Here is a 26,984-nt window from a genome sequence, read left to right as displayed (position 1 = left end):
TTAGAAAAATATAAAAAAGCTTCAAACAGATTTAAATTGAATGATTCCAAATCTGTTTGAAGCGCTATAGTGTTGATTATTCCCTTGATAGCAATTTTTTATCTGTGCTAGCTCAATCCTTGTCTTTTGAAGCTTTATAGCCATAGGCATAATTATAGCCATAGCCATAGCCATAGCCATAGCCTGCACTTGAACGCTGAATATCATTCAAAATCACGCCATTGACCTTGACGCCAGCCTGTTCAAAGCGATTGACGGTTAATTCCAGCTCTTTCATCTGAGTCTGTGCATAACGTGCAATCAACAAATTCACACCTGCATGTTGCGAGATGATAATCCCATCAGTGACTGCCAGAATCGGTGAGGTATCAATCAGGATGTGATCATATTGACTGGATAACTGAGTCAGCATTTCCCCAAATAATGGAGTACTGAGTAACTCGGATGGATTCACCGGGCTTTTACCCCGAGTCAATAGATCTAATCCTGGTATATCAGTTGCTTTAATGACCTGATTTAAATTGACTTGCTTATTTAAATACTCGGACAGACCCGGTTGAGGTGTCTGATTAAAGTATTTGTGGATATAACCGCGACGTAAATCCGCATCAATCAAGAGTACACGTTTTTGACCTTGTGCCAAAATTGCAGCCAGATTGGTCGAGATAAAAGATTTACCCACTTCTGGTGCAGGCCCAGAAATCATCACAATATTGTTTCGTGCATTGCCCAAGGCAAAGTGAATGGCAGTACGCATACTGCGCAGACTCTCAATCGCAATATCATCACTGTTTTTAACCGCCAGGATAGGAATATATTTTTTCTTCTTGGCCAGCTTGATATAGCCATTTTGGACAGGCGAGCGAGGTACTGTTGCATATACCGGCAAATCTAGTTCATTTTCAATTTGACTGGAATCTTTAATGCCTGAACGTAGCATGTTGCGTAGCAGTGCCAGCAAGGTACCCAGGAAACCGCCCAAGAAGATGGATAAAATCAGGATTTGCAGTTTTTTCGGTTTGATCGGTTCTAGTGGTTCAACGGCAGTATCCACTACACGCACATTACCAATCTCACCAGCCTTGGCAATTCGTAGCTGCTGATAAGAGTTTAACAGTGCCGTATAGAGCTGCTGTTTCACTTCAACTTCGCGGAACAGTTGTAAGTATCGGCGTTGCAGGTCTGGTAGCTGCTTTAAAGTCCCTTCCAGTTCAGCAATTCTTTTGTTGATGGCAGCCAGTTGTGCATTCATCTGCTGCATCACCGGATGTTCATTGGTGTATTTGGCAGAAGCCTCAGCCACTTGCTGTTCGAGCTGCGCTTTTTGGGTTTCCAGGCTAATACTTTGGGTCAGATACAGTTCCGACTCTTTGGTGACATCGACTGTGTTGAATTGCTGACGGAAAGTATTGAATTCTCGCTCAGCTACATCCAGTTGCTGGCGCAATTCAGGCAATTGTTCATCCAGAAACTTAAGAGTTTGTGCCGTTTCTGCAGAACGACGTTCAATATTTTGCTCGCTATAGGCAGCGAGAATGGCATTGAGAACTTCAGTGATATGCTGTTTGTCAGTACCCTGATAATTCAGGCCTAATACACCGGTCATTTTGCCTTTTTCTGCAACCGAGTAATTGGCAAGAATTGATTTTACCGCAGCGGGCAGAGATTGCTTTTGAACAAGATAAGGTGCATTGAACTGGTCCTGGCTATAAATGGCAACTTTCCACTGACCATGTTCAGACTGCAATTCACTAGGCTGATTTAATGGGGCAGAGAAGACCACTTGTTCTGTGACCGGATTGGTTAAAGTGTATTTATCCTGCTGAAAGTCAAGACGTAAATTTTTGTCATGAAAATAAGCCGGCACTTCAAACCGACGGATATCAAAGGATTTAGCATTATCTTTAAACAGAACAGATGTTTTGTTGTATTCGCTTTGATAGTCATGCGGTGACACTAAACGATTCGTAAAGCTGTTTTCAGTTCCAGCAATGCGGAGATCCAGATTTAAAGCCTGAATGGCAGAACCCAGTACCAGTCGCGATTTTAACAGTTCTATTTCTGCCTGAGCCGGTTGCTTTTGCTCAATCATATTGGATAAATCACCCAATAAGGCAGCAGAAGCTCCTTTGCTTTCTTCAACCTGTACCAGAGCATCAACCGAATAGGTATCCGGGGTAACTCTTAAATACAGCAAAGCACAGATCACGCTTAAGATGACACACAGCGTAATCAGCTTCCACTGGGCAATGAGTGAAAAAAATAATTCTTTTAAGTCTATCGTATCTTCAGTGTTGCTATTTTGGCTCATAATCTTGATTTCAAATTTAAATATATTTTTTCCAGTCAGCAATACAGCTCTGTATTAACTGGCAGGTATCATCAAATACAGCTTGGTCATGCTGATAAGGGTCAGCGATATTCCTGGCTTGCCAGTGCCCTAAACGGAAAGTTTTGCCTTTGGCAAAAGGCCAAGTCTGTTCCAGATGTTTTTGTTGGTTTTGACTCATCACCAGAACCAGATCGGCCTGTTTAATCATCTCGGCATTCAGTTTTCGAGCCACATGCGGGCTCATATCAATGCCCAAACTTTGCATGCACAGACTGGCTTTTTCATCTGCTGCATGTCCTACCATGCCCGCAATACCGGCAGATTCAATCTGTAAATGCGGATACTGTTGTTTTAAAAAGTATTCGGCCATAGGGCTACGGCAGATATTGCCAATACAGACCACTAAAATATGTTTAATCTGCATTATTGCCCCAAACGATCCAGGTTATAAAGTGCATTCGAGAACGGAATCACCTGGTTCACGACACGTTGCCAGCGTGCCAGACCTGAAGCATCGACATAGACAATGTCATTGCTGCGCATCTTGAACTGGTTGGCCAGACCGAAGTCGGCAATACTGCTCAGGTCCATGTGATAAACTTCAGTGTGAACAGCATTTGGCTGACTGCGCACGATATAAATCTTGCTGCGGCTAGCAGAAAGTGGATTTAGGCCTAAACTTTCACCTAATACATCACTTAAACTCATCCCCTGATCGCGCAGTGGCAAGGACTGGTTTTTGCCAGATTCACCCATGACATAGATTTTTTGATTTTCGCGATTGTTCACATATAAAGTGTCATTTGGCTGGATCAGCAAGTTATGCAGTGAAAAACCTGCTTTTTCCAGTTCTACCGTATTCAGGGTATAGGTCTGTCCCTGACGAACCAAGGTAATGGAAGCATTATTTCCCTGTTGTGCATTGACACCACCGGCCATGCCCAAGGCCGTATAGACACTTACCGGCTGATCGCTTAAATAAAACTGACCGCCTTTGATGACATTGCCCTGAACGGAGTAGCGCTGACCCTGATAGGACAGAACCCGTACAATGACATCCGGAGTTTTTAAATAACGGGTCAACTGACTGCGCAACTCGCGGTTGACTTGAGTCAGGGATTTGCCCGCAGCCTTGTAGCGGCCAATAATTGGAAACTGGATATAGCCCTGTGAGTCAATCTGATAACCGTTAGCCTGGGCAGATTGGTCACTGCTAATGGTGCTGCTTGGCGGGGTCATTTCCGGATAGGCCCATAAATAGATGGACAGGATATCACCCGGACTCAGGCTGTAGCTACGATGCGGGGTGCTAAACAAATGGGCATAGTCTTGTTGAATGTTTTGTACAGCAGGCTGAACGGCCAGCATAGAGTCTTGAGTGAGTTTAATCACATTGACTGAAGTGCCGAGTTCGGTTTGATAAACACCTTCTACCGGTAAATCATAAGTTTGCAGACCAGAGGTCACTGCACAGCCAGTCAAAGTGAGACCGCAAGTCAGTAAAAAAGCCAGTTGAATTTGTCGCACATGAAATCCCGGTTTTAATATTTAATTCGTTAAATCTGCGATATTCTACCTGAGAACTTTGATTTTATTATAACAAAATGTATCTGATTTTATCTGAATAGTAGATGATTGATAGCAAGCCGATTTAAATGCTCGAAGATTTTTAGGAGAATATTAGATCTCTTTCATAAATCAAAAAATGATCTTTTTTTTGGTTAATATTTACACTCCAGATTTCTTGGCATTCGTGCATAATCTGCGGATGAAATACATTGAACCGTACCGGGTTTGTCGGAGACTTTTTTATTTAAGTTAGGCCACCTGACCTAACGGGTTAATCTTATCATAGTACATTGCTTCAAACTCAAAAGGCGATACATAACCCAGTGCACTGTGTACACGCTTTTTATTGAACCAATCTACCCAGTTTAGTGTCGCAAGTTGTACATCTGCTAAACCTTGCCAATCTGCTTTTAGATATTCAATCACCTCTGTTTTGTATAAGCCATTCACCGTTTCAGCCAAAGCATTATCGTATGAATCACCAGTTGTACCGACTGATGCTCGTAAATTTGCAGCTTCTAAACGATTGGTATAGCGAATAGAAAGATATTGAACACCTCTATCGGAATGATGAATCACATTCTTTGGCATGCCTCGATCGTGCAATGCTTGCTCAAGTGCATCGAGCACCATATCTGTATTCATCCGTGTAGATACTTTCCATCCAACAATTGCTCGTGAGAACACATCAATAATAAAGGCGGTATAGACCCAGCCTGAATTTGTTTGAATATACGTAAAGTCACTGACCCACAGTTGGTCAGGATGATCAGCAGTAAAATTACGTTTCACTAAATCATCTGCTCGTTTTAGGTCATCTCGGCTACGGGTGGTTTGTTTGTTCTTACCTCGCCAAACACCTTGTATACCTAGCTTTTTCATTAATCGAGCAACAGTACAGCGTGCAATAATATAGCCTTCACGTTTCAGTTTTTGCCAGACTTTACGTACACCATACCGACCTGAACTTTCCTTCCAAATTCGTTTAATCTCCTCAGCATGATGCAAGTCATGTAAATCTCGCTTTGCTCGATGTTCCCTTGCGAAGCAATGCTTCTCATCGCAGAGATCTAGAGTCCGGTAATAGGTTGAAGGTGCGATCGGTAAAATTCTACAAATCGCCTCGACTCCGTACAGCTCTTTATTATTATGGATAAAATCCACCATTATTTGTGTGGGCGGTCGAGCTCCGCCTGGGCGAAAAAAGCGGCTGCTTTACGTAAAATTTCATTGGCACGCTTTAATTCTTTGATTTCACGCTCCATTTGCTTCATTTTTTCTTGATCAGATATCTGTTGTACTTTGACAGGATTTTGTTGATCTGAATATTTCTGATACCAAATACGAAGTGTTTCAGGCGTACAACCAATCTTAGCTGCAATAGCTGTGATTGCAGCCCAAGTAGAAGGATAATCTTTCTCGAATTCAATCAATAATTGAACCGCTCTTTCTCTGATTTCAGGGGTATATTTTACTTTTTTCATCGGGACACTACGCTTCGCTACGTCTTGCGAAGCAATGCTTCTCATCTCAAGAAAAGTGGTCTCCGACAAACCCGGTACGGTTCACAAGCGCTGCCATGGATTTTATTATTGAATGCATTGATTTTTACATATAGGTATCGTAGCCGAATCTATCCCTGAATAATGGCTCTGACAGTCTTTTATTAAGACAAAATGTAAAGCATGTAATGCCAAGGTGCTCTGAAGAGATAAACTATCCGTTGGTAACATGGTAAATATTGAAAGAGTTGACGGGGATTCTGCCTTAATGAAAAGAAAATGCCTTGGTGCTATTGAAGTCAGAGTATTTATATCAAATGGCGATAAATACGGTTTCTGAAACTTTCAATTGAGAAGATCATATTCTCGAACGTTTTTCCGTTGTATTTAAGAACTCCCTCTCGGCTACTTCATTTTTTTTAAAAAAGTCATCGATCATGCAGCAGAAATATGTAAAATTGATTCCTGTCGCTGAAGACATAAGTGGTATGGTATTTCCCTAATAGTTTTTGATTTCCTTTTCTCCAAGATAATTTCTTATCTGTGATTCAGGTTGTTTAACAATGACTCCATTTATCACTTTAGTTTATATTATTAAATTCATCAAAATATAAGGTTTAGATTGATGCTACAGCTCTCGGAAGTGAAAGTTGCCATTATTGGATTGGGTTATGTCGGTTTACCGCTAGCTGTTGAATTTGGTAAAAAAGTTCCGGTTGTGGGCTTTGATATTCATCAAAAACGAATTGATGAGTTGCGTAGCGGTCGTGACCATACCCTAGAAGTGTGTTCTGAAGAGCTAGCACAATCAACACAGCTGACTTATAGCGCGAATTTGGAAGATATCAATGATTGTAATTTTTATATTGTGACAGTTCCTACCCCTATTGATGAATATAAACAACCTGATTTAACACCGCTTATTAAGGCATCGCAAAGCATTGGAAAAGTGCTGAAAAAAGGTGATATTGTGGTATATGAGTCGACTGTATATCCGGGGGCGACAGAAGAAACCTGTATTCCTGTATTAGAGGAAGTGTCAGGTTTGAAATTTAACCAAGACTTCTTTGCAGGCTATAGCCCTGAGCGCATTAATCCAGGTGATAAACTGCACCGTGTCACCAATATTCTTAAAATTACCTCAGGTTCAACGCCTAAAGTTGCTGACTTTGTCGATGAAGTCTATAACCTGATCATTGAAGCAGGCACGCACAAAGCGCCAAGCATTAAAGTGGCTGAAGCGGCCAAGGTCATTGAAAACACACAACGTGATGTCAATATTGCGCTGATCAATGAGCTTGCCGTGATCTTTAATAAAATGGATATTGATACAGAAGCAGTACTCCAAGCTGCAGGGACGAAATGGAACTTCTTGCCATTTCGTCCTGGTCTGGTGGGTGGTCACTGTATCGGGGTCGATCCGTACTACTTAACCCATAAAGCGCAGTCGATTGGTTACCATCCTGAAATTATTTTAGCGGGGCGTCGCTTAAATGATGGCATGGGTGCTTATGTCGTGACTCAGCTTGTTAAAGGTATGATCAAGAAAAAGATTCAGGTCGAAGGTGCGAAAGTTTTAGTCTTGGGCTTAAGCTTTAAAGAAAACTGCCCAGATATTCGCAATACCAAAATTATTGACATTGTACATGAGCTTCAGGAATATCACATTCAAGCCGATGTCTATGACCCATGGGTGGATGCATCAGAAGCGGAGCATGAATATGGCATTACCTCAGTACAAACACTTGAAAATGGTCAATATGACGCTGTGATTTTGGCGGTTGCTCATGAGCAATTTAAGGCAATGGGTGTGGAAGAAATTCGTGCGCTCGGTAAGGCAAACCATGTGCTGTATGACTTGAAATATGTACTGAGTCAGTCTGAATCTGACCTTCGTTTGTAAGAGGACATACTGCATGAATCAATATCAACAGGTATGTGAGCAACTTCAAGCCGAGCCGAAAACATGGCTGGTCACAGGTGTTGCAGGTTTTATTGGCTCAAACCTTTTAGAAACATTATTGAAGCTGAATCAAACGGTGGTGGGTTTAGATAACTTTGCCACAGGTCATCAGTACAATCTTGATGAAGTGCAAAGTTTGGTGACGGCTGAACAATGGGCGAAGTTCCGCTTTATTGAAGGGGATATTCGTCAGTTTGCAGATTGTCAAAAAGCATGCACAGGTGTGGATTATGTTCTGCATGAAGCAGCGCTGGGTTCGGTGCCACGCTCAATTGCCGACCCGATTACCACCAATGACACCAATATCAGCGGTTTTTTAAATATGCTGACTGCGGCGCGTGATGCCGGCGTGGCAAGCTTTACTTATGCGGCCAGTAGTTCAACCTATGGCGATCACCCTGCATTGCCAAAAGTGGAAGAAAACATTGGTAACCCATTGTCACCGTATGCGGTAACGAAATATGTCAATGAGCTATATGCCGATGTATTTGCACGTAGCTACGGTTTTAAAGCGATTGGTCTGCGTTACTTTAACGTGTTTGGTAAACGCCAAGATCCAAATGGTGCTTATGCAGCGGTGATTCCAAAATGGACGGCATCCATGATTGCTGGCGAAGATGTTTTTATCAATGGTGATGGTGAAACCAGTCGTGACTTCTGCTTTATCGACAACACCGTGCAAGCCAATATTTTGGCGGCAACGGCATCGGACGAGGCTAAAAATCAGGTCTATAACGTCGCAGTCGGTGACCGTACCACATTGAATGACTTATATCGTGCCATTCAATCTGCACTTGCGGAAAATGATGTGCAGTTTGAGCGTGATCCGGTGTACCGTGATTTCCGTGCTGGCGATGTGCGTCATTCACAAGCGAGTATTGCCAAAATTCAAGAGCATTTAGGTTATGCGCCTGAGTTTAAAATTGCTGAAGGCATTCAACTTGCGATGCGTTGGTACGTCAACAATTTAAAATGATCTTGAACAGATGATTGCGAAACTGTTCGCAAAGTATCAGTCGATTGGGCTGATTACCTTAAGTTTACTGGCAGGTGCGATAATGACATTTATCGCACTTCCTGTTTTAACGCGTCTGTATTCTGTTGCAGACTTTGGTGGGTATGGGATTGCCTTAGCGATTGTCAGTGTTTTATCCACGGTGGCGAATTTACGTCTTGATCAAGCTTTATTGGTCGCTGAGGAACAGTATAAAAAAAGCCTGATTTTTGAAGGGGCTGTATTCTCAACTGTTATTGCTATTGTTAGTGGCATCGTCATCAGCTTTCTTTTCAATATTGAAATGGGTTGTGCCGTGGCGACTGGCGTACTTGCCAATACGCTGATTCAAAGTCTGTATAATTATCAATTTTCCGCGCATAAAGAATATTTCTGTGCAGGCTTAAATATTTTTAGAAGTGCAATCGTCGTGGCGGTTCAACTGTCTTTGCCACTCATCATGCAAATCAGCTTGGTCAACAGCTATAACGTCAGTTCGATCATTATGATTGTGGCGGTGTTAATTTATGTATTGAAACATCAACTGTATCAAGTCAGCTGGCAGGCATTTGAAAATTACAAAGATTTCATCTATGCGAATACACCACATGCTTTGCTGAATAGTTTTTCGCATAACTTGCCGTATTATGTGGTGTCGCATTTTGTGGGTGTACAGGCAATGGGTTTCTATGCCATTGTCGAACGGACTTTGCGTGTACCAATTAATCTGATTTCGCAAACCTTGCGTCAATTCTTTATTCGTCAATTTAAAACCACGAATTCAAATCAAAATGCCTTAAAGGCGAGTGTGCTGCTTAGTCTGGTTTCACTGCCTTTATTTGCTGTATTTTTTATTCTGCCTGAATCTGTTTATTTATGGATTTTTGGCAGTGAATGGGTAGGGATCTCAAGCTATTTCCAAATTTTAGCCTTGGGCTATTGGGCGATTTTCTGTAATCCACCCAGCTCGGCTTTTTTAATTGCTAAGCGCAACAGCCAAGTATTGTTTAAATTGCAAATTGTGGAGCTGATCATTAAGTTTGCATTATTTGCAGGGCTGTATGTTTTATTCGACAATAAAGTTTATATGTTGTTGGCAGTGCCTGTGGCGCTGATCATCTATAACTTTGCCATTTTATTTGTGGTGTGGAGAAACAAAAACTGATGTTTTTTAAACTATTAAAACTGATGAATTGGTTCACTGCGCAATGTCGTCAGCAATTTTATAACCTCGCTTTTGGCACTAAATTTCGCTATTTCGGTAAAGGCTGTACGGTGGATATTCGTGGACAAGTCAAGATCGGTAACAATGTCTATATTGGTGATCATGTCAGCTTAATTGTTGAACATGGTGCAGTGCTAGAGATTAGCGACAACAGTTTTATTGGTGAAAACTGCTATATCAAATGCTTTGGTGGCAAGGTTTCACTTGGCAAAGATGTCAGCATCAACTGCAATTCTTATATCAATGGTTGTGGTGGTGTGACGATTGGCGATAACACGCGTATTGGCACGCAAAGTATTATTATTGCGAGTAATCATAAATTTGGTGAGCCTGATGTTTTGGTCAAAGATGCGATTACCAAACTCGGTGTCAGCCTAGGTGAAAACATTTGGCTTGGCGCACGAGTGACAGTTTTAGATGGTGTCAGCATTCCAAGCAATAGCGTGATTGGTGCCTGTAGTTTGGTGTCTAAACCATTGGATGATGCTGGGGTTTATGTGGGTAGCCCCGTCAAAAAAATTAAAGCACTTTAAAACAAGTTTCATGTGACTTGGACTTTCATATCTTAAAGCGATTTTTCAGCGTAAAATATTCAGCGATTTTTCCTCCTTTTTACAACCTGACATAGGTCATGTATATGGCATTTCTTGTTTCTGCTTTTCGACAGCTATTTGATTTGGCGTATTTTATGTCCAAAGGCAGTGTGGCATATGCACGTAAAAAGGGAGTAAAGGTCGGTGAAAACTGCCGAATTTATATTAAAAATTGGGGCTCAGAACCGTTTTTAATCTCAATGGGTGATCATGTTACCGTGACTTCAGGCGTAAAGTTTATTACCCATGATGGCAGTACCTGTTTGGTTAAAGATGAGCACGGTAAACGCTATCAACGTTTTGCCCCAATTCAGGTTGGCTCGCATGTGTTTATTGGGGTAAATACGATTATCATGCCTGGTGTCACCATTGGCTCTAATGTGGTGATTGGCGCAGGTTCGGTGGTCACCAAAGATATTCCTAACCATAGTGTGGCGATTGGTGTACCTGCCAAAGTCGTGTCGAGTTTTGCTGATTATCAAGCCAAAATTCAAAGCACCTGCGCCAGTGATAGTGACTTGGTCGGCATCACGGATTACCGTGCACGTGTGGAACGTGCCATGGCGATTCAAGCCTCAAAAACCTCAAACTAATATTTTCCCATTTCATGTTATTTAGGTCGCATTATGTTGAATAAAGTCATGTTCTTTTTGCCAAGCTTGGGCGGTGGCGGTGCAGAACGTACGGTCATTCAACTGGCCAATTGCTTTGCCGAACAAGGGCTGAAGATCCATTTGGGCGTGTGTGATCTGCATGGTGATAAAGCCAAACTATTGCCAGAAGTCAGCCCTAAAATTGAGTTAATTAATTTTAATTGTGGTCGAGTGATGAACAGCATCACCTCATTAAAAATAAAAATGAAAGCTGAACAATATGATTGCCTTGTTGCCACCCAAACTCATACCAATATTGTAGCAGGCATTGCCAAAAAAATAGCGGGAGTGAACACCCGGTTGATCTTCCGTGAAGTTTCCACGCCGTCGAAAAATATGAAATTACAGGGTATTGCTAAGTTTGTACTAAAAATTTTGGTCAATTGGACGTATCCGATGGCACAGCAAGTGATCTGTGTCTCTAAAGGCGTTGAAGCAGATTTCTGTGAATATTACAGTTATAAAAAAAATAACCTGAGCACCATTTACAACCCTGTGCTCGATGATGCCTATTTTGAAAAACTGAAAGTACCTGTGACCCACAGATTTTTCAATGATACGAATAGAGTCATTTTGGCAGTGGGACGTTTAACAGAAGCCAAGAACTTTGACTTTCTGATTCGCTCTTTTAAAACTTTGCATGATCAGCATCTGGGTACACGCCTGATTATTTTAGGTGAGGGTGAACTGCGGTCAGAGTTTGAAGCTTTAATTGCTGAACTTGGCTTAACCGAGGTAGTCGATTTACCTGGTTTTGATTCGAACCCGTATGCTTATTTTAAATATGCTTCACTGTTTGTATTGAGCTCCAATTGGGAAGGTTTACCGGGTGTGTTGATTCAAGCATTGGCATCCAAAGTCAAAGTTGTCAGTACCAATTGCCCAAGTGGGCCAATGGAGATTTTAGACAACTCTAAATTTGGCTTATTGGTTGAGTGTAATGATCAAGCAGGGTTCACCCAAGCGATGCAACAGGCGATTTTTGCGGATTATATGCAATATTCAAATGCAGATTTCGAAGCCCATATTCAGCAGTTTTATAAGCAAACCGTGCTGAAACAGTATTTGAACATGATGGAGTCATCATCATGAGTAAGCCGTTAATGGTACATGTCATCACTAATTTTGCTGGGGTTGGTGGGGCAGAGATGATGTTGGCTCGTCTGATTCAATATACCGAGGATCAATATCAGCATGTAATTATCAGCTTGATGAAAACTTCGGATATCTATCAAACTACGCTTGATCGTTGTCAGTCACATTATGCTTTAGGTTGGAATGGCATTAGCACACTTGGTATCATCAAAAAACTACGAACGCTACTGAAACAATTGCAACCGAAAACTGTGCAATGTTGGATGTATCATGCTAATGCGTTGACCAGTTTAAGTGTCATAGGGTTAGCGCAAAAGCCGAATGTGGTGTGGGGCATTCATCATTCGCTTTCGTCACCGAAAGATGAATCGATCAGCACCAAAATTGCATTAGGCTTAAGCAAGATTTTATCAAAACAGCCAAGTGCTATTATTTACTGTGCACATTCATCCAAACAGCAACATGGCGATTTTGGCTTTCAAAATGCTCATCAGTATGTGATTGCCAATGGCGTGTTTCTGGACACATTCCAGCCCAACCCTGAATTGCATGAACCCTGCGTGATTGGTTTTGCCGGGCGTTATCATACGGCAAAAGGCTATCCCTATCTTTTTGCGACTCTGGCAAAACTGAAAGATCAGCCGATTATTTTTAAAATTGCTGGCAGTGGGGCAAACTTAGAGAATCCCGAAGTGAAAGCCCTGTTTGAACAATTTGGGCTAGATGAAAACAAAGTCCATTTGCTCGATCAGGTTTCCGATATGCCAGCATTTTATCAGTCGGTGGATGCCTTTTTGATGACTTCAATTACTGAAGGTTTTCCCAATGTTCTGGTCGAAGCCATGGCATCCGGTCTGCCTTGTATCAGTACCGATGTGGGCGATGCCAGATATATTGTCGATCAGCTGGGTGCTATTGTGCCGCCACGCGATCCGGAGGCACTGGCCAATGCTATTTTGGATTATGTCCATTCTAGCCAGGTGGAAAAATTACAGTTGAAACAAGCCACTCGTGCACGGGTGGAACAACATTTTAGTATTGAAAGCGTGAGTCAGCAGTATCTGGACATGTGGAGACAAGGTGCATGAAGTTTTTGATGATTTGTAGCTATCTGCCTTCAGCATTGAATTTTAGAGGCAAACTGTTAGAAGCGATTCATGCTCAAGGTTATGAAATTCATGTGTTTGCACCGGACCTGACGGATTTTCCTGATGAATTAAAACAGTTGCAGCAGTTGGGCTATCAGGTGCATGGCATCCCCATGCAGCGCGCGGGCACCAATCCACTGGCCGATCTCAAGTTGCTGCAAACCCTGTATCAGATGATCCGCCAGATTCAGCCGGACATAGTGCTGAGCTATACCATTAAACCGGTGATTTACGGGACATTGGCTGCATGGCTGGCGCGGGTACCACAGCGTTTTGCCTTGATTACCGGGCTGGGTTATGCCTTTCAAAATATTGAATCGGGCAAACGCAGCTTTTTTCAAAAACTGGTGCATGGCTTATATGCCCAGGCTTTAAAACATGCCCATAAGGTGTTTTTCCAGAATCCGGATGATTTAAAACTCTTTCAGGACATGCAGCTATTGCCTGCAAACAAGCCAACCGTGGTGGTCAATGGTTCAGGGGTGAATGTGCAGGATTTTGAGCTCATGCCTTTACCGCTAAATGAAGAAGGACAGGTGAAAGCCTCATTTCTATTGATTGCCCGATTACTGGGAGATAAGGGCGTGCGTGAATATGCCGCAGCAGCCAGCATCATCAAGGCCCAATATCCTGAAACGGAATTTCATCTGGTCGGCTGGATTGATGACAATCCTTCTGTGATTTCGCAAGCTGAGCTTGATACCTGGGTACAGGAAAAAACCGTGAAGTATTGGGGTAAACTGGGTGATGTACGTCCGGCCATCGCAGCAAGTTCGGTCTATGTATTGCCTTCTTACCGGGAAGGAACCCCACGGACCGTGCTGGAGGCCATGGCAATGGGTCGAGCCATTATTACCACCGATGCACCGGGCTGTCGTGAAACGGTGAGTAATGGCGTAAATGGCTATCTGGTGGCGGTGAAATCGGTCGATGATCTGGTACAGGCGATGCAGTATTTTATTGAAGATCCCAAGCTGATTGCCTATATGGGACAGCGTTCCCGTGAAATGGTACTCAATAAATATGATGTGCATCAAGTGAACCGGCATATGCTGACAGAAATGCAGATCATTGCTAAGCCATGACCAAGATGAATCGGCTGGACAGGATAAATAATTCAGAGATGGTCTTATGATCGTGAAATACATTAAAAGTGACTTGTATCGCTATACCGGAAAGATCAGTTTTAAACTCTTTTTAAAAAACTATTTGTTTAATCGTGGTTTTAACTTTTCAGTCTGGTTGCGACTCGCCAGCGCAAAATCCATGTGGGCAAAATTTGCCTATCCTATTTATTATTACAAGAAAAAGCAATACGGCATTGATATTCACCTCACCACAAAGATTGGCTATGGCTTGTATATCGGTCATGGTGGGCCATTGGTGGTCAATCCTTCAACCGTCATTGGGAATAATGTAAATTTGTCGCAATTTAGCACCATTGGTGCGAATGGGGGGCGTCAGGCTGCCGAAATTGGTGATAATGTTTATATCGGTCCTCAGGTCTGTATTGTGAACCAGGTTAAAATTGGCTCCAATGCAACGATTGGCGCGGGCAGTGTCGTCACCAAGGATATTCCAGAAGGTGCCACCGCTGCGGGCAATTATGCAAAAGTGTTGCATATGAACAATCCGGGTGGCTTGGTGAATAGACGTTGGACCGATCTTGAATAGATCAAACGGGTGAAATGAATGTTAAAGCGTGTTCTGGATGTGGTGATTGCCTCGACGGCCTTGCTGCTGCTGTCTCCGTTATATCTGTTTGTGGCCTATAAGGTGCGTAAAAATTTAGGCTCACCGGTGCTGTTCCGCCAGGTGCGTCCGGGGCTGCATGGCAAACCCTTTGAAATGATCAAGTTTCGCAGCATGAAAGATGCAGTGGATGAAAACGGAAATCCATTACCCGATAGTGAGCGTCTCACCCCATTTGGTCAAATGCTGCGTTCAAGCAGTCTGGATGAAATGCCGGAACTGTGGAATGTAATTAAAGGTGAGATGAGTATCGTTGGACCACGGCCACTGTTAATGGAATATCTGCCTTTATACAATAGCCAGCAGGCCAAGCGCCATAATGTGCGTCCGGGTATTACCGGTTATGCACAGGTCAATGGGCGTAATGCCATCAGCTGGGAAGAAAAATTCAAGCTGGATACCTGGTACGTCGAAAATCAGTCGCTGTGGCTGGACTTTAAAATTATGCTGAAAACCGTGAAAAAAGTGCTGGCCAAGGATGACATCAGTGCCGAAGGCGAGGCAACCATGACAAAATTTACCGGCACACCGGAACAGAAAAATGAATAAACTCTATGCCATATATGGGGCTTCAGGCTGTGGGCGTAGCCTGATGCCGGTGGCGCGGCAGCAACTGGCCCGTGAACAGGACCGATCTGAAATTGTTTTTATTGATGATGCACAGACTGCCATCACCACGGTCAATGCTCATCGTGCCATGAACTATGCCAGCTTTCTGGTTGAACCCGCTGTGCAAAAACAGGTGCTGATTGCAATTGCCAATAGCCAGGTGCGTGAAAAAATCGCCAATCGCCTGGAAGCGGATGGTATTCAGCTCTGGTCGGTTATGGCAGATAATGTGGTGCTGATGGATGATGTCCAGATTGCAGCTGGTGCAGCCTTGAGTCCATTTGTGACTATTACCTCGAATATTAAAATTGGAAAATGCTTCCACGCCAATTTATACAGCTATGTCGAGCATGATTGCGTGATTGGGGATTTCGTTACCTTTGCACCAGGGGTAAAATGCAACGGCAATATTCATATTCAAGACCACGCCTACATTGGTGCCGGTGCCATGATCAAGCAGGGCAGCCCCGATCAACCTTTGGTTATCGGTCGTGGTGCGATTGTCGGTATGGGCGCCGTGGTGACCAAAAGTGTGCCGGCTGGCGTTACCGTGGTGGGCAATCCGGCGCGTATCGTTAAATCCAGATAGAATTTAAAGCTAGGAAAATTCCATGTTAAACAGTGCATTTGAGCCGTGGCCAAGTTTCACGCAAGCAGAGGCAGATGCGGTTTCAAAAGTCCTTTTATCCAATAAAGTGAATTACTGGACCGGTCAGGAATGTCGTGAATTTGAAAAGGAATTTGCACAATTTGCCGGAACGGATTATGCCGTGGCTGTGGCGAATGGCACTGTAGCGCTGGATCTGGCTTTAAAAGCACTGGGCATTGGTCAGGATGATGATGTGATTGTCACCTCACGCACCTTTTTAGCATCTGCAAGTTCAATTGTGATAGCCGGGGCCAATCCGGTTTTTGCCGATGTTGAACTGGATTCACAAAACATTTCACTCCGTACCATTGAAGAGGTGCTGACCCCAAATACCAAAGCGATTATCTGCGTACATCTGGCCGGCTGGATGTGCGATATGGACCCGATCATGCAATTGGCCGAGGAAAAAGGCCTCTATGTGATTGAAGACTGCGCTCAGGCGCATGGCGCAATGTATAAAGGCAAATCTGCTGGCTCGATTGGTCATATTGGCGCATGGTCCTTCTGTCAGGACAAAATCATGACCACGGGCGGTGAAGGCGGCATGGTCACCACCAATGATGAAGCACTTTGGAAAAAAATGTGGTCCTATAAAGATCATGGCAAAAACTTTGACAGCGTCTACAATACGCAGCATCCACCAGGATTCCGCTGGTTACATGATTCATTTGGCACCAACTGGCGCATGATGGAAATGCAGGCAGTGATTGGACGACTCCAGCTGAAACAGATGCCGGATTGGACAGCAAAACGCAATGCCCATATGGCACGTATTCAAGCTGCTTTTGAAAATAGTCCGTATTTTACTGTGTCTAAACCTTCCGCTGATTATGTGCATGCCGCTTATAAATGTTATGTGCAGGTCAATGCCGATGTACTACCTGAAGGCTGGTCACGTGACCGCATCATGACGGAGATCAATGCACAGGGTGTGCCATGCTTTAGTGGCTCATGTTCAGAAGTTTATTTGGAACATGCTTTTGATGATACACCGTGGCGTCCTAAACAGCGTTTGCACAATGCCCAGCAATTGGGTGAAAACAGTCTGATGTTTCTGGTGCATCCAACCTTGTCTGAACAAAGCATGCAAAAAACAATAGCGGTCATTCGAACTGTAATTTCACGTATCTAAATTGCTGATGGCGTATAATCACGTCTTGATCTTATGCTGTCCAGCTTCGAGTCTTTTGTGAAAGATATTATCCGCACCATTGCTTCCTTACCACGTCGTCAAAAACAAATCGTTTTGGTGACGATGGATATTTTGATGCTGCCATTCATGATGTGGTTGGCTTATGCCATTCGTTTGGCACGCCCTAATGTACAGGTAATGCAAGGACTTGATGCATGGTATTTGTATGTTGGTGCGTTTGGCATTTTGGTGTTCGCATTGCTCGGTATCTATAAAGCGATTGTCCGATCTTTTAATGAAGACTATTTACTGCGAATTTCCATCGGAACCTTCATTCAGATTGTAGCGTTATATATCCTAAAAAAAATAGATGGCGCGTTTATTCCGATGAGTATTCCACTCATGTATGGCTTTATGTTGTTTTCATACATGTGGTGGAGTCGTGCGGTCATTCGTTATGCAACACTCAAAACCTTTGCCAAAAAACAAAACCGTAAACGTGTCGCTATTTATGGGGCAGGCCTTGCTGGACAGCAAATTGCGGCAGCCTTAAACCGTTCTGATGATTATCTCCCCGTTTGTTTTATTGACGATAAAAAATCATTACAAGGGCAGTCTTTAAGCGGTTTAAAGATTTATTCAGCAAAATGTGCTCAAAGTAAATTAGGTAAGTTTGGGATTGAAGAAATTTTATTGGCAATGCCTTCAGTAGGGCGTGCCCGTAAAAAAGAGATGATTGAGTCACTCGAAGTGACAGATGTCAAAATTATGGAATTGCCAGGTGTTACGCAATTGGTCGATGGACAAGTCAAAGTCTCTGATATCCGTGAAGTGGATATTATTGATTTACTGGGCCGTGATCCTGTACCTCCAAAAACTGAACTTTTAGAAAAAAATATCAAGAATAAAGTGGTGATGGTGACTGGGGCGGGGGGCTCGATTGGTTCTGAACTCTGTCGTCAAATTATGAAACATCAGCCAAAGTACCTCGTTTTGTTTGAAATGTCAGAGTTTGCCTTGTATTCGATTGACCATGAACTACAAGATCCAGGTATCCAAGTGATTCCAGTTTTAGGTTCTGTTACAAATCAACAAAAATTGGAACGTATTATTGCAGAATATCAAGTCCAAACCGTTTATCATGCCGCAGCCTATAAACATGTGCCATTGGTTGAAGCTAACCCGTTTGAAGGAATTTATAACACTTCGATTGGTACGGCAAGAAGTGTTGATGCTGCGGTGAACCAAAAGGTGGAAACCTTTGTTTTAATCTCGACCGATAAAGCCGTGCGCCCGACCAATGTTATGGGGGCATCTAAACGGATGGCAGAACTGTACTGTCAGGGTTTGGCTGCAACAAAACCGCAAACACAAATCAGTATAGTACGTTTTGGCAATGTCTTGGGTTCATCGGGTTCAGTGGTTCCGTTATTTAAAAAGCAGATTGCTCAAGGCGGACCGGTCACGGTGACGCATCCGGAAGTGACACGCTACTTTATGACCATTCCTGAAGCTGCTCAGTTAGTAATTCAGGCAGGAGCTATGGGGACTGGGGGTGATGTGTTTTTATTGGATATGGGTGAATCAGTTAAAATTGTTGACTTGGCTAAACAAATGATTCGACTAAGTGGTTACCGTCCTGCGGATGAACATGGGGTGGGGGATATTGAAATTGAGTTTACCGGATTGCGCCCCGGTGAGAAGTTGTATGAAGAGTTGTTGATTAATGCGGATAATATAGAGAAAACTGAACATGAACGGATTTTGAAGTCATTTGAAAAGTATTTTGAATTTTCAGAAATAAGTACAGTATTTGAGAATTTACAGCAGTGTGATGTTCGAGCAAATGAAAATGATCTGGTTATGATTTTAAAAAAATACGTTGATGGATATAGAGTTGAAAATTTTAACAGTTAAGTAAATTTATTATTTTCATATATTTATTTAATTTAACTCAATCATTTTTAGATAAAACATATTTAGTTAATGTTTTTATTCTAATTTGTTACACTATCATTGTAGATATTTCGTCATGTTAAAGTCATTTATTTTGATATTTTATATCTATCTTTCTAATTAAACTTTTAGATTGGAAATAAAATTTTATTAAAGAGCTATTTTATATGCATAAAATAACGATTGTGGGTACAGGATATGTGGGTCTTTCGAATGCTGTACTTTTTGCCACAGGACATCATGTCATTAGTTTAGATATTGATCAAATACGCGTAGAAAAAATTAATCAAAAAATCTCCCCTATTGCAGATGAATATATCGAAAAATATTTACAGCAAGATCTGAATTTAATAGCGACGACAGATAAGCAACTTGCATATAAAGATGCGGACTATATTATTATTGCAACACCGACCAATTATGATTCAGATACTAACTCGTTTGATACATCATCGATTGAAAGTGTAATTTCAGATATTTTGCAGATTAATGCATCAGCTCCTATTATTATTAAATCTACGATTCCCGTGGGTTATACCGCACAAATTAAAGCAAAATTTCAAACTGAACAAATCATCTTCAGTCCTGAGTTCTTACGTGAGGGCAGAGCACTCTATGACAATCTGTATCCATCACGAATAATCGTTGGGGAAAAGTCAGCGCGTGGGGAAGCAATTGCACAATTGTATTTAAATGCAACTGTCGAGAAAAATGCTCCAACTTTATGTATGGAGTCTACTGAAGCTGAAGCTGTGAAGTTGTTTTCAAATACTTATTTGGCGATGCGTGTTGCTTATTTTAATGAGTTGGATACTTATTGTGCAAAACATGGTTTAGAAAGTTTTGATATTGTGCGTGGGGTTGGATTAGACCCGCGCATTGGGCAGCATTATAATAATCCTTCATTTGGTTATGGCGGCTATTGTTTACCAAAGGATACCAAGCAATTATTAGCAAATTATAAAGATGTGCCTCAAAATTTAATTCAAGCCATTATTCAATCTAATAAAACGCGTAAAAAGTTTATTGTAAAAGAGATACTGAAGAAACGTCCTAATATTGTTGGGGTTTACCGTTTAACAATGAAAGCTGGCTCTGATAATTTCCGTGATTCTGCCATACAGGATATTATGCGTGAGTTGAAAGAGTATAATATTGAAGTCGTAGTATATGAGCCAACGTTAAAGACTACACAATTTGAAGGTTATACTTTATATAGTGAATTAACAGAATTTCTATCTAAGTCAGATGTGATTTTGGCAAATCGCATGCATATAGATTTGGAAACTGTAAAAGCTAAAGTTTATACACGTGATTTATTTGGCGATAATTAATTTTTTATTTTAATTAGATAATTTATTTAGGATTTAATGATGAAAAAAGCGCTCATTACAGGCATTACAGGACAAGATGGTTCATACCTTGCAGAATTTTTATTAGAAAAAGGCTATGAAGTCCACGGGATTAAACGCCGTTCTTCTTTATTTAATACACAACGTATTGATCATATCTACCAAGATCCGCACGAATCTCATGCACGTCTACATTTACATTATGGTGATCTAACCGACTCATCAAATTTAACGCGTATTCTCGCGGAAGTTCAACCTGACGAAGTATATAACTTAGGTGCCCAATCTCACGTAGCGGTATCATTTGAGTCGCCTGAATACACTGCTGATGTAGATGCTATTGGAACACTACGTCTTTTAGAAGCGATTCGTTTCTTAGGTTTAGAAAAGAAAACTAAATTTTACCAAGCCTCTACGTCTGAGCTTTATGGTTTAGTGCAAGAAATTCCACAAAAAGAAACCACACCTTTCCATCCACGTTCACCATATGCGGTAGCTAAACTTTATGCGTACTGGATTGCAGTCAACTATCGTGAAGCATACGGCATGTTTGCATGTAATGGGATTTTGTTTAACCATGAATCTCCACGCCGCGGTGAAACATTTGTCACCCGTAAAATTACCCGTGGTTTAGCCAATATTGCGCAAGGTCTTGATCAGTGCCTATATATGGGTAACTTAGATTCTTTACGTGACTGGGGGCATGCAAAAGACTATGTACGTATGCAATGGATGATGTTGCAACAAGACAAGCCTGAAGATTTTGTGATTGCAACTGGTGTTCAATACAGCGTGCGTCAATTTATTGAATGGTCTGCTGCCGAGCTGGGCATTACGTTAGAATTCACGGGTACAGGTGTAGATGAAAAAGGCATTGTGACCAAAGTTGAAGGTGATAAAGCACCATCAGTTCAAGTGGGTGATGTGTTGGTTGCAGTGGATCCACGTTACTTCCGTCCTGCAGAAGTTGAAACCTTACTTGGCGATCCAACAAAAGCTAAAGAAGTATTAGGTTGGACGCCGGAAATTACAGTACAAGAAATGTGTGCTGAAATGGTGGCGGAAGATCTTAAAGAAGCACAACGTGTGGCTCTGTTAAAAGCACATGGTCATTATGTTTCTGTATCTTTGGAGCACTAATCAATGTCAGTTGATGTAAATCAACGCATTTTTGTGGCAGGCCATCGTGGGATGGTCGGTTCTGCAATTGTGCGTCAGCTTCAAGCCAAAGGTTATCAGCACATTATCACAGCAACGCATGCTGAACTGGATTTGTGTAATCAAGCTGCGGTACAGCAGTTTTTTGCAGATCAAAATATTGATCAGGTGTATTTGGCGGCAGCGAAAGTGGGTGGTATTCATGCCAATAATACTTATCCTGCCGATTTCATTTATGAAAATTTAATGATTGAAGCCAATGTGATTCATTCTGCGCATGTACATGGTGTACAAAAACTGATGTTCTTAGGTTCATCTTGTATTTATCCAAAATTTGCACCACAACCGATGCAAGAAAATGCCTTACTTACAGGAACTTTGGAATGCACGAATGAGCCTTATGCGATTGCGAAGATTGCTGGGATTAAGCTGTGTGAAAGTTACAACCGCCAGTTTGGGCGTGATTACCGTAGTGTGATGCCAACCAATTTATATGGCCCGAACGATAACTTCCATCCAGAAAATAGTCATGTCATTCCGGCATTACTGCGTCGTTTCCATGAAGCAGTCAAAGAGAATGCTGAGGTGGTGACGATTTGGGGCAGTGGTACGCCAATGCGTGAGTTCCTACATGTGGATGATATGGCAGCAGCCAGTATTCATGTGATGGAATTAGACACTGAAACGTTTAAAGCCAATACACAACCGATGCTAAGTCATATCAACGTAGGTACAGGGATTGATTGCACCATTCGTGAACTGGCTGAAACTGTTGCTAAAGTGACAGGTTTTGCACGTCGTTTGGAGTTTGATGCAACGAAACCTGATGGCACACCACGTAAATTGATGGATGTGAGTCGTCTAGCTGATTTAGGTTGGAAGGCAAGTATTTCATTGGAAGATGGTTTACGTGATGCTTATCAATGGTATTTAAACAATATTGATTCTGCGCGGTCTTAATGATGTGGTTACCAGACGAAACTTTTAAAAGTGTTATTCAGCATACACCGCTGATTTCGATTGATTTGATTGTTCGAAATGAGCAGGGTGAGGTTTTATTAGGTAAACGTGTCAATGCACCTGCCAAGGGCTATTGGTTTGTGCCTGGGGGGCGTGTTCGTAAAAATGAAACTTTAGATGATGCTTTTGTTCGTTTGGTGAAAGAGGAGCTTGGGATTGAATCGGGGGTTACCCGTGCAGATGCCAAGTTTTTAGGTGTATTTGAGCATTTTTATGATGATTGTGTGTTTTGTGATGATGTAAGTACGCATTACATCGTGTTAGCCTACGAACTTTTTTTGGAAAATATAATGATTACGAACAATCTGCAAAATTATCACATTCAATGGGATGGGTTTGATGCTGCTCATGACTACGTTAAATTATATTTTGGAAAATTAAAGTGATAAATATCATCAATAAAAAAAAATTGATACTTACTTATTTTTTAATATTGAGTGGTGCTTCGATATTTCACCTATTTATCGATTCGTATATATACTTGGTATTATCATTTCTTTTCGTATCAATTGTTGGAATTGTTTTTATTACTCCTAAGGAGTTAACTTATTCTAACATATTTATTTTTATATTTTCCATGTATTGTGGGGCTGCGGCTCTTATTGTAAAAGCATTTTTAGGGCAATCATTACAAAAAAATTTAATGAATCCACTAGAATCAGTGATTTATTTAGTAATAGGCTTTTTAGTTATTTCTCTATGCGCTATTTTAGCGAAGATAATTGTCGGAAATAGGGTATTAAGCATAGGTGATAAAATACAAAAAAGAAGTTTTTTAGAAAACTCTGCTTTAATACTTATATTACTAGGCATTTTTGTAAAAATTTTACATGCTTTATTGGGCACAGGTGCTGAAGATACAAGTAGTGCATTTGGTGGTTTTGGTTCACTGTCCTTTATTTTCCTATTAGGTAGTATATTTTCTTTTTATCTTTATTCTCAAGATTATAGTAAAAGGAATGGTTATTTAGTTGCTTGCTTAGCTTTTTTGGTTTTGTTAATTAGTATTTTTAATAATACTAAAAAGGAAGTTATTGATTTTATTTTACTGGCTTCTCTTTGTATTATTGCATTTAAAATCAAAATAAAATTTAAAGTCTTTGCATATGCTGCATTTTTATTTTTGTTTTTATTTTTGTTTTTGTCTCCACTATTACATTTAATGAGATCAGATTATAAGGGTTTGTCATTTAATGAAAGAATAGATTATGCATATAGTATAGCGAAAGATAATGATTTTAATCCTATAAAGTTATATGAAGCAGAAAGTTTAATTATGCAGGGTTTTTCATATTCTTATGCTGAGTATAGTAGCTATATTTATCCTAACTCCTTAAATTTAGATAGAGCTTTCTTAATCTTGCCAATAGATCAAGTATCCAGAGAAATTAATTTAAATAATAAGCCAACAATGGGGATTACACCATTTGTTGAAGAAACTTTCGAATCTATCCTTCCTTCATTTCTAATATCGAAAGATCCAGAAACAGGCCCAGATTTAGTAGCATGGAATTATGGAATCAGAAGTACTGGTTCAGTTGCCAGACCTGTAATTGGCTTTATTGCGAGTTCACTTGCTGCATCAGGGTTAACAGGCGTAATTTTATATCCTTTTTTTATATTAATGCCATTCTTTATGTTCATGGAGTTTTTCTTCGGTAAAATCAATGGGCGTATCTGGGGAGTTTTTGGTTGTATTTTAACATATCAATTCGTAGAGAAAGAAATTGATCAGATACTTCCATTTGTTTTTAGGAATGGAGTTATTATATTAGTATTTATTTATATTTTTTATAAGTTAAATTCGAAATTCAGAATATCTTAGAGTATTTATGAAAATTATTTTATCCACAGTTGGTCGTTTCCATATATTCCCTCTTGCAAAAGAATTGGGAAAAAATGGTCATCTAGAATGTATTTATAGTGGATTTCCATGGTCTAAACTAGAGAGAGAAGGTGTATCTAAAAAATATGTTAAGACCTTTCCTTGGGTAAGACCATTTTTATTAGGCACACGTTTTTTACCTTTCAATCTGCCGGAGCCTATATTAGATGGATTACACCAGCTGTCTGTTGAGACATTAGATCGATATGTAGCTAAAAAAATGCCAAAAGCAGATATCTTTGTTGGGCATGAAGGTGTTGGTCTCATCAGTGGAGCTAAAGCAAAAAGTAGAGGTATGTTATATGTGTGTGATCGGGGCTGTACGCATATGGCTTGGCGTGAGCGCATTCTACAAGAAGAAAATGCTCGTCTAGGCCTAAACCCACGTAGACAGCCAAATACATTTTATCGTGAAATAAAAGAATATGAGTTAGCTGACCTTATTGTTGTTCCATCACAATTTGTAGCTGACAGTTTCATGAGTGAAGGTATTCCTTCTGAAAAAATTGCAATTGTGCCATATGGTGTCAATCTTCAAATGTTTCATCCAGTCGCAAAACCACCAGAAGATTCATTTGAAATAGTTTTTGTAGGCCGTATTTCTGCTCGTAAGGGTATTAAAGACTTATTAGATGGTTTCAATAAGGCAAATATTCCTAATAAGAAACTGACACTTGTTGGTACTTTAGATCAAGAGATTAAAGAACTTTTTGATAAAGAATTATCAGCCGATAACATTGAATTAAAAGGGCATGTTTCTCAACCAGAACTGAAAAACTTATTAAGTAGAAGTCATGTTTTTTGTTTGCCAAGTATCGAGGACGGTTTTGGTATGGCAGTTGGTGAAGCAATGGCCTGTGCATGTCCTGTAATTGTTACTGCAAATGCTGGGGGAGCCTCAATCGTAAATGAAGGAGAGAATGGCTATATCATTCCCATAAGATCACCTGAGAAACTTGCTGAAAAATTGGAAAGACTTGCCTTCAATCCAAGTTTGAGAGATCAAATGGGTCAGAATGCACTTAGTTCAGTAAAAAAATTAGGTGGATGGGAGCAATATGGTCAGCAAATGATATCAGTTTATAAGGCTGCTTTAAGCAATAGACAGTAATCATGAATCTAAATAAGAGTTTTATTAAGCGCCTCACAGTTTTTTTAACAGGTAATGTGGCTGCACAAGGTACAGCCGCTATTGCAGGGTTACTGTTAGCTCGTTGGTTATCTGTCGAAGACTATGCTGCATATACAATTATTATTGTATTAATGGGTGCTATAACACTTTTGACTAAAGGTGGGGCTCATTTAGGTTATACGGCAATTTTAGGTCGAGTATGGCCTGATATGAATCGTGTATCTGAAGCAATCGTGGCTGTGTTATCCGTTAGAAGACTGATATCTATTTTTATTATGCCTTTTCTAATTTTAGCCACTTGGATATTATTACGAAATAATGAAGTTAGTCCAATAAATACAACAGTAATTCTAATTCTTTTTATTCTGTTTTGGTGGGCAGATTTAAGAACTCGATTAGTCGATCAGGTTCTTTATTTCGCAAAACAAACAACAAAAATACAGATATTGGATACAGCTTTATCGTTTTTTCGGCTGTGTTGTATATTCCTTTTATTTTATTTTGGTCTGTTAAATCTTTTAACAGCAGTTCTTTTAAGTGTGTTGGTTGCACTGCTAAGAATAGGGCCTATTCTTAAATGGATAGATCTATTACTTCCGAAAGAAAAACCAAAAGTTCCTCTAGATAAGGATCTTACTGAAATTAAAACAGGTGTAAAAAGACAGATGCCTGTTGAATTGTATACTGTTTTTCAATCACAATTAATCTTAATTGTTTTGACTTTTTATGGCACAGTGAATGAAGTAGCAGGATTTGGTGCTTTAACTCGTATTAACCAGCTCTTACTGCCTGTTGAAGCACTTACTTTTGCTTTTCTTATCCCTTATTTTTCCCGTTCAAATACAATTCAAGCATTTAAAATATATTTTCCTTTGGTATTCGTGACATTGATACCGGGTTTTATGCTGTTAAGTTTAGCAATATTTTTCCCTCAAATACTATTGTGGATAGTTGGTCCAAATTATGCAGACTTAAATCATGAATTAATTATAGCAGTGAGTGTTGCTGTGTTTTTAAGAGCGACTCATACTGCGTGGGCTCTTTTAGCCCATAGAGGTTGGGTAAAATTTAGTTGGGTGCAAATTCCAGTTGGACTAAGTCTATGTGTAATTTCACCATTATTCTTAGATTTGAGTAAACTTTCAGATGCTCTTCTTTTACAGCTTGCTTTTGGCATAGGTGTTTTATGTGCAACAAGTTTCGATTTTTATTTTGCATATAAAAATCGAAATATTAAATTGAATACAAACTAATTCTAAGTGGAT

Annotated in this window: 24 protein-coding genes and 1 other annotated feature; of the genes, 20 read left to right on the top strand and 4 right to left on the bottom strand. The window is 40.7% G+C overall.

Annotated features, from left to right (window positions below):
• Positions 1-112: 112 nt before the first annotated feature.
• The 4 genes from ACNPNW_RS18600 to ACNPNW_RS18585 form a co-directional block, all read right to left on the bottom strand.
• Complete coding sequence (locus ACNPNW_RS18600; protein WP_448767337.1) at positions 113-2,311, bottom strand: polysaccharide biosynthesis tyrosine autokinase; 2,199 nt, start codon at positions 2,309-2,311, stop codon at positions 113-115.
• A gap of 16 nt (positions 2,312-2,327) precedes the next feature.
• A complete protein-coding gene (locus tag ACNPNW_RS18595; protein WP_064096896.1) occupies positions 2,328-2,756 on the bottom strand; it encodes a low molecular weight protein-tyrosine-phosphatase in 429 nt (142 codons plus the stop codon).
• The gene (locus ACNPNW_RS18590; protein ID WP_448767336.1) at positions 2,756-3,859 is read right to left on the bottom strand and encodes a polysaccharide biosynthesis/export family protein; all 1,104 of its coding nucleotides are present in this window, start codon (positions 3,857-3,859) and stop codon (positions 2,756-2,758) included. The genes ACNPNW_RS18595 and ACNPNW_RS18590 overlap by 1 nt, the downstream gene beginning before the upstream one ends.
• 291 nt (positions 3,860-4,150) lie before the next feature.
• A protein-coding gene (locus ACNPNW_RS18585) for an IS3 family transposase (RefSeq protein ID WP_448767335.1) occupies positions 4,151-5,385 on the bottom strand; the annotation gives its coding sequence in 2 pieces (ribosomal slippage) (positions 4,151-5,109 and positions 5,109-5,385; 1,236 coding nt in all).
• Positions 4,994-5,110 (bottom strand) — a sequence feature (AL1L pseudoknot). (Overlaps the previous gene by 117 nt.)
• 643 nt (positions 5,386-6,028) lie before the next feature.
• Between ACNPNW_RS18585 and tviB the strand changes: the two genes are divergently transcribed.
• The 20 genes from tviB to ACNPNW_RS18485 all read left to right on the top strand — a co-directional run bounded on the left by tviB (position 6,029) and on the right by ACNPNW_RS18485 (position 26,972).
• Positions 6,029-7,306: a Vi polysaccharide biosynthesis UDP-N-acetylglucosamine C-6 dehydrogenase TviB gene (tviB, locus tag ACNPNW_RS18580; protein WP_448767334.1), complete on the top strand. Its 1,278-nt coding sequence runs from the start codon at positions 6,029-6,031 to the stop codon at positions 7,304-7,306.
• 13 nt (positions 7,307-7,319) lie between these two features.
• Positions 7,320-8,342, top strand: coding sequence for an NAD-dependent epimerase/dehydratase family protein (locus ACNPNW_RS18575; RefSeq protein ID WP_448767333.1), 1,023 nt, complete (start codon positions 7,320-7,322; stop codon positions 8,340-8,342).
• Positions 8,343-8,352: 10 nt separating this feature from the next.
• On the top strand, positions 8,353-9,525 hold the full coding sequence (locus ACNPNW_RS18570; protein WP_448767332.1) for a lipopolysaccharide biosynthesis protein: 1,173 nt from the start codon (positions 8,353-8,355) through the stop codon (positions 9,523-9,525).
• On the top strand, positions 9,525-10,118 hold the full coding sequence (locus ACNPNW_RS18565) for an acyltransferase (protein WP_448767331.1): 594 nt from the start codon (positions 9,525-9,527) through the stop codon (positions 10,116-10,118). The genes ACNPNW_RS18570 and ACNPNW_RS18565 overlap by 1 nt, the downstream gene beginning before the upstream one ends.
• 104 nt (positions 10,119-10,222) lie before the next feature.
• The gene (locus tag ACNPNW_RS18560; protein ID WP_448767330.1) at positions 10,223-10,771 is read left to right on the top strand and encodes an acyltransferase; all 549 of its coding nucleotides are present in this window, start codon (positions 10,223-10,225) and stop codon (positions 10,769-10,771) included.
• A 33-nt stretch (positions 10,772-10,804) separates the two neighbouring features.
• Positions 10,805-11,923, top strand: coding sequence for a glycosyltransferase (locus tag ACNPNW_RS18555; protein ID WP_448767329.1), 1,119 nt, complete (start codon positions 10,805-10,807; stop codon positions 11,921-11,923).
• A complete protein-coding gene (locus ACNPNW_RS18550) occupies positions 11,920-13,014 on the top strand; it encodes a glycosyltransferase (protein ID WP_448767328.1) in 1,095 nt (364 codons plus the stop codon). The genes ACNPNW_RS18555 and ACNPNW_RS18550 overlap by 4 nt, the downstream gene beginning before the upstream one ends.
• Positions 13,011-14,159: a glycosyltransferase family 4 protein gene (locus ACNPNW_RS18545; RefSeq protein ID WP_448767327.1), complete on the top strand. Its 1,149-nt coding sequence runs from the start codon at positions 13,011-13,013 to the stop codon at positions 14,157-14,159. The genes ACNPNW_RS18550 and ACNPNW_RS18545 overlap by 4 nt, the downstream gene beginning before the upstream one ends.
• A gap of 46 nt (positions 14,160-14,205) precedes the next feature.
• Positions 14,206-14,748: a serine O-acetyltransferase gene (locus ACNPNW_RS18540; protein WP_448767326.1), complete on the top strand. Its 543-nt coding sequence runs from the start codon at positions 14,206-14,208 to the stop codon at positions 14,746-14,748.
• Positions 14,749-14,766: 18 nt separating this feature from the next.
• Positions 14,767-15,375: a sugar transferase gene (locus ACNPNW_RS18535; RefSeq protein WP_448767325.1), complete on the top strand. Its 609-nt coding sequence runs from the start codon at positions 14,767-14,769 to the stop codon at positions 15,373-15,375.
• Positions 15,368-16,024, top strand: coding sequence for a NeuD/PglB/VioB family sugar acetyltransferase (locus ACNPNW_RS18530; protein ID WP_448767324.1), 657 nt, complete (start codon positions 15,368-15,370; stop codon positions 16,022-16,024). Before ACNPNW_RS18535 ends, ACNPNW_RS18530 begins: the two co-directional genes overlap by 8 nt.
• A 22-nt stretch (positions 16,025-16,046) precedes the next feature.
• Positions 16,047-17,216: a DegT/DnrJ/EryC1/StrS family aminotransferase gene (locus ACNPNW_RS18525; RefSeq protein ID WP_448767323.1), complete on the top strand. Its 1,170-nt coding sequence runs from the start codon at positions 16,047-16,049 to the stop codon at positions 17,214-17,216.
• A 57-nt stretch (positions 17,217-17,273) separates the two neighbouring features.
• Positions 17,274-19,133: a polysaccharide biosynthesis protein gene (locus ACNPNW_RS18520; protein ID WP_448767322.1), complete on the top strand. Its 1,860-nt coding sequence runs from the start codon at positions 17,274-17,276 to the stop codon at positions 19,131-19,133.
• 206 nt (positions 19,134-19,339) lie between these two features.
• Positions 19,340-20,506 (top strand): nucleotide sugar dehydrogenase, encoded by a 1,167-nt coding sequence (locus ACNPNW_RS18515; protein WP_448767321.1) that lies wholly within the window; start codon positions 19,340-19,342, stop codon positions 20,504-20,506.
• A gap of 39 nt (positions 20,507-20,545) precedes the next feature.
• Positions 20,546-21,664, top strand: a complete 1,119-nt coding sequence (gene gmd, locus ACNPNW_RS18510; protein ID WP_448767320.1) for a GDP-mannose 4,6-dehydratase — start codon at positions 20,546-20,548, stop codon at positions 21,662-21,664.
• Positions 21,665-21,667: 3 nt separating this feature from the next.
• A complete protein-coding gene (fcl, locus tag ACNPNW_RS18505; RefSeq protein ID WP_448767319.1) occupies positions 21,668-22,642 on the top strand; it encodes a GDP-L-fucose synthase in 975 nt (324 codons plus the stop codon).
• Entirely contained in the window at positions 22,642-23,088 is a 447-nt protein-coding gene (locus tag ACNPNW_RS18500; protein WP_448767318.1) for a GDP-mannose mannosyl hydrolase, read from the top strand. The genes fcl and ACNPNW_RS18500 overlap by 1 nt, the downstream gene beginning before the upstream one ends.
• 95 nt (positions 23,089-23,183) lie before the next feature.
• A complete protein-coding gene (locus ACNPNW_RS18495) occupies positions 23,184-24,527 on the top strand; it encodes a hypothetical protein (RefSeq protein ID WP_448767317.1) in 1,344 nt (447 codons plus the stop codon).
• A gap of 7 nt (positions 24,528-24,534) precedes the next feature.
• The gene (locus ACNPNW_RS18490) at positions 24,535-25,698 is read left to right on the top strand and encodes a glycosyltransferase family 4 protein (RefSeq protein ID WP_448767316.1); all 1,164 of its coding nucleotides are present in this window, start codon (positions 24,535-24,537) and stop codon (positions 25,696-25,698) included.
• Positions 25,699-25,700: 2 nt separating this feature from the next.
• On the top strand, positions 25,701-26,972 hold the full coding sequence (locus ACNPNW_RS18485) for a polysaccharide biosynthesis protein (RefSeq protein ID WP_448767315.1): 1,272 nt from the start codon (positions 25,701-25,703) through the stop codon (positions 26,970-26,972).
• The last annotated feature ends 12 nt before the right edge of the window (positions 26,973-26,984 follow it).

It is taken from the genome of Acinetobacter endophylla, from assembly GCF_053543775.1.
The sequence above is the reverse complement of the archived record's forward strand: the minus strand, read 5'-3'. Positions and strand labels throughout refer to the sequence as shown.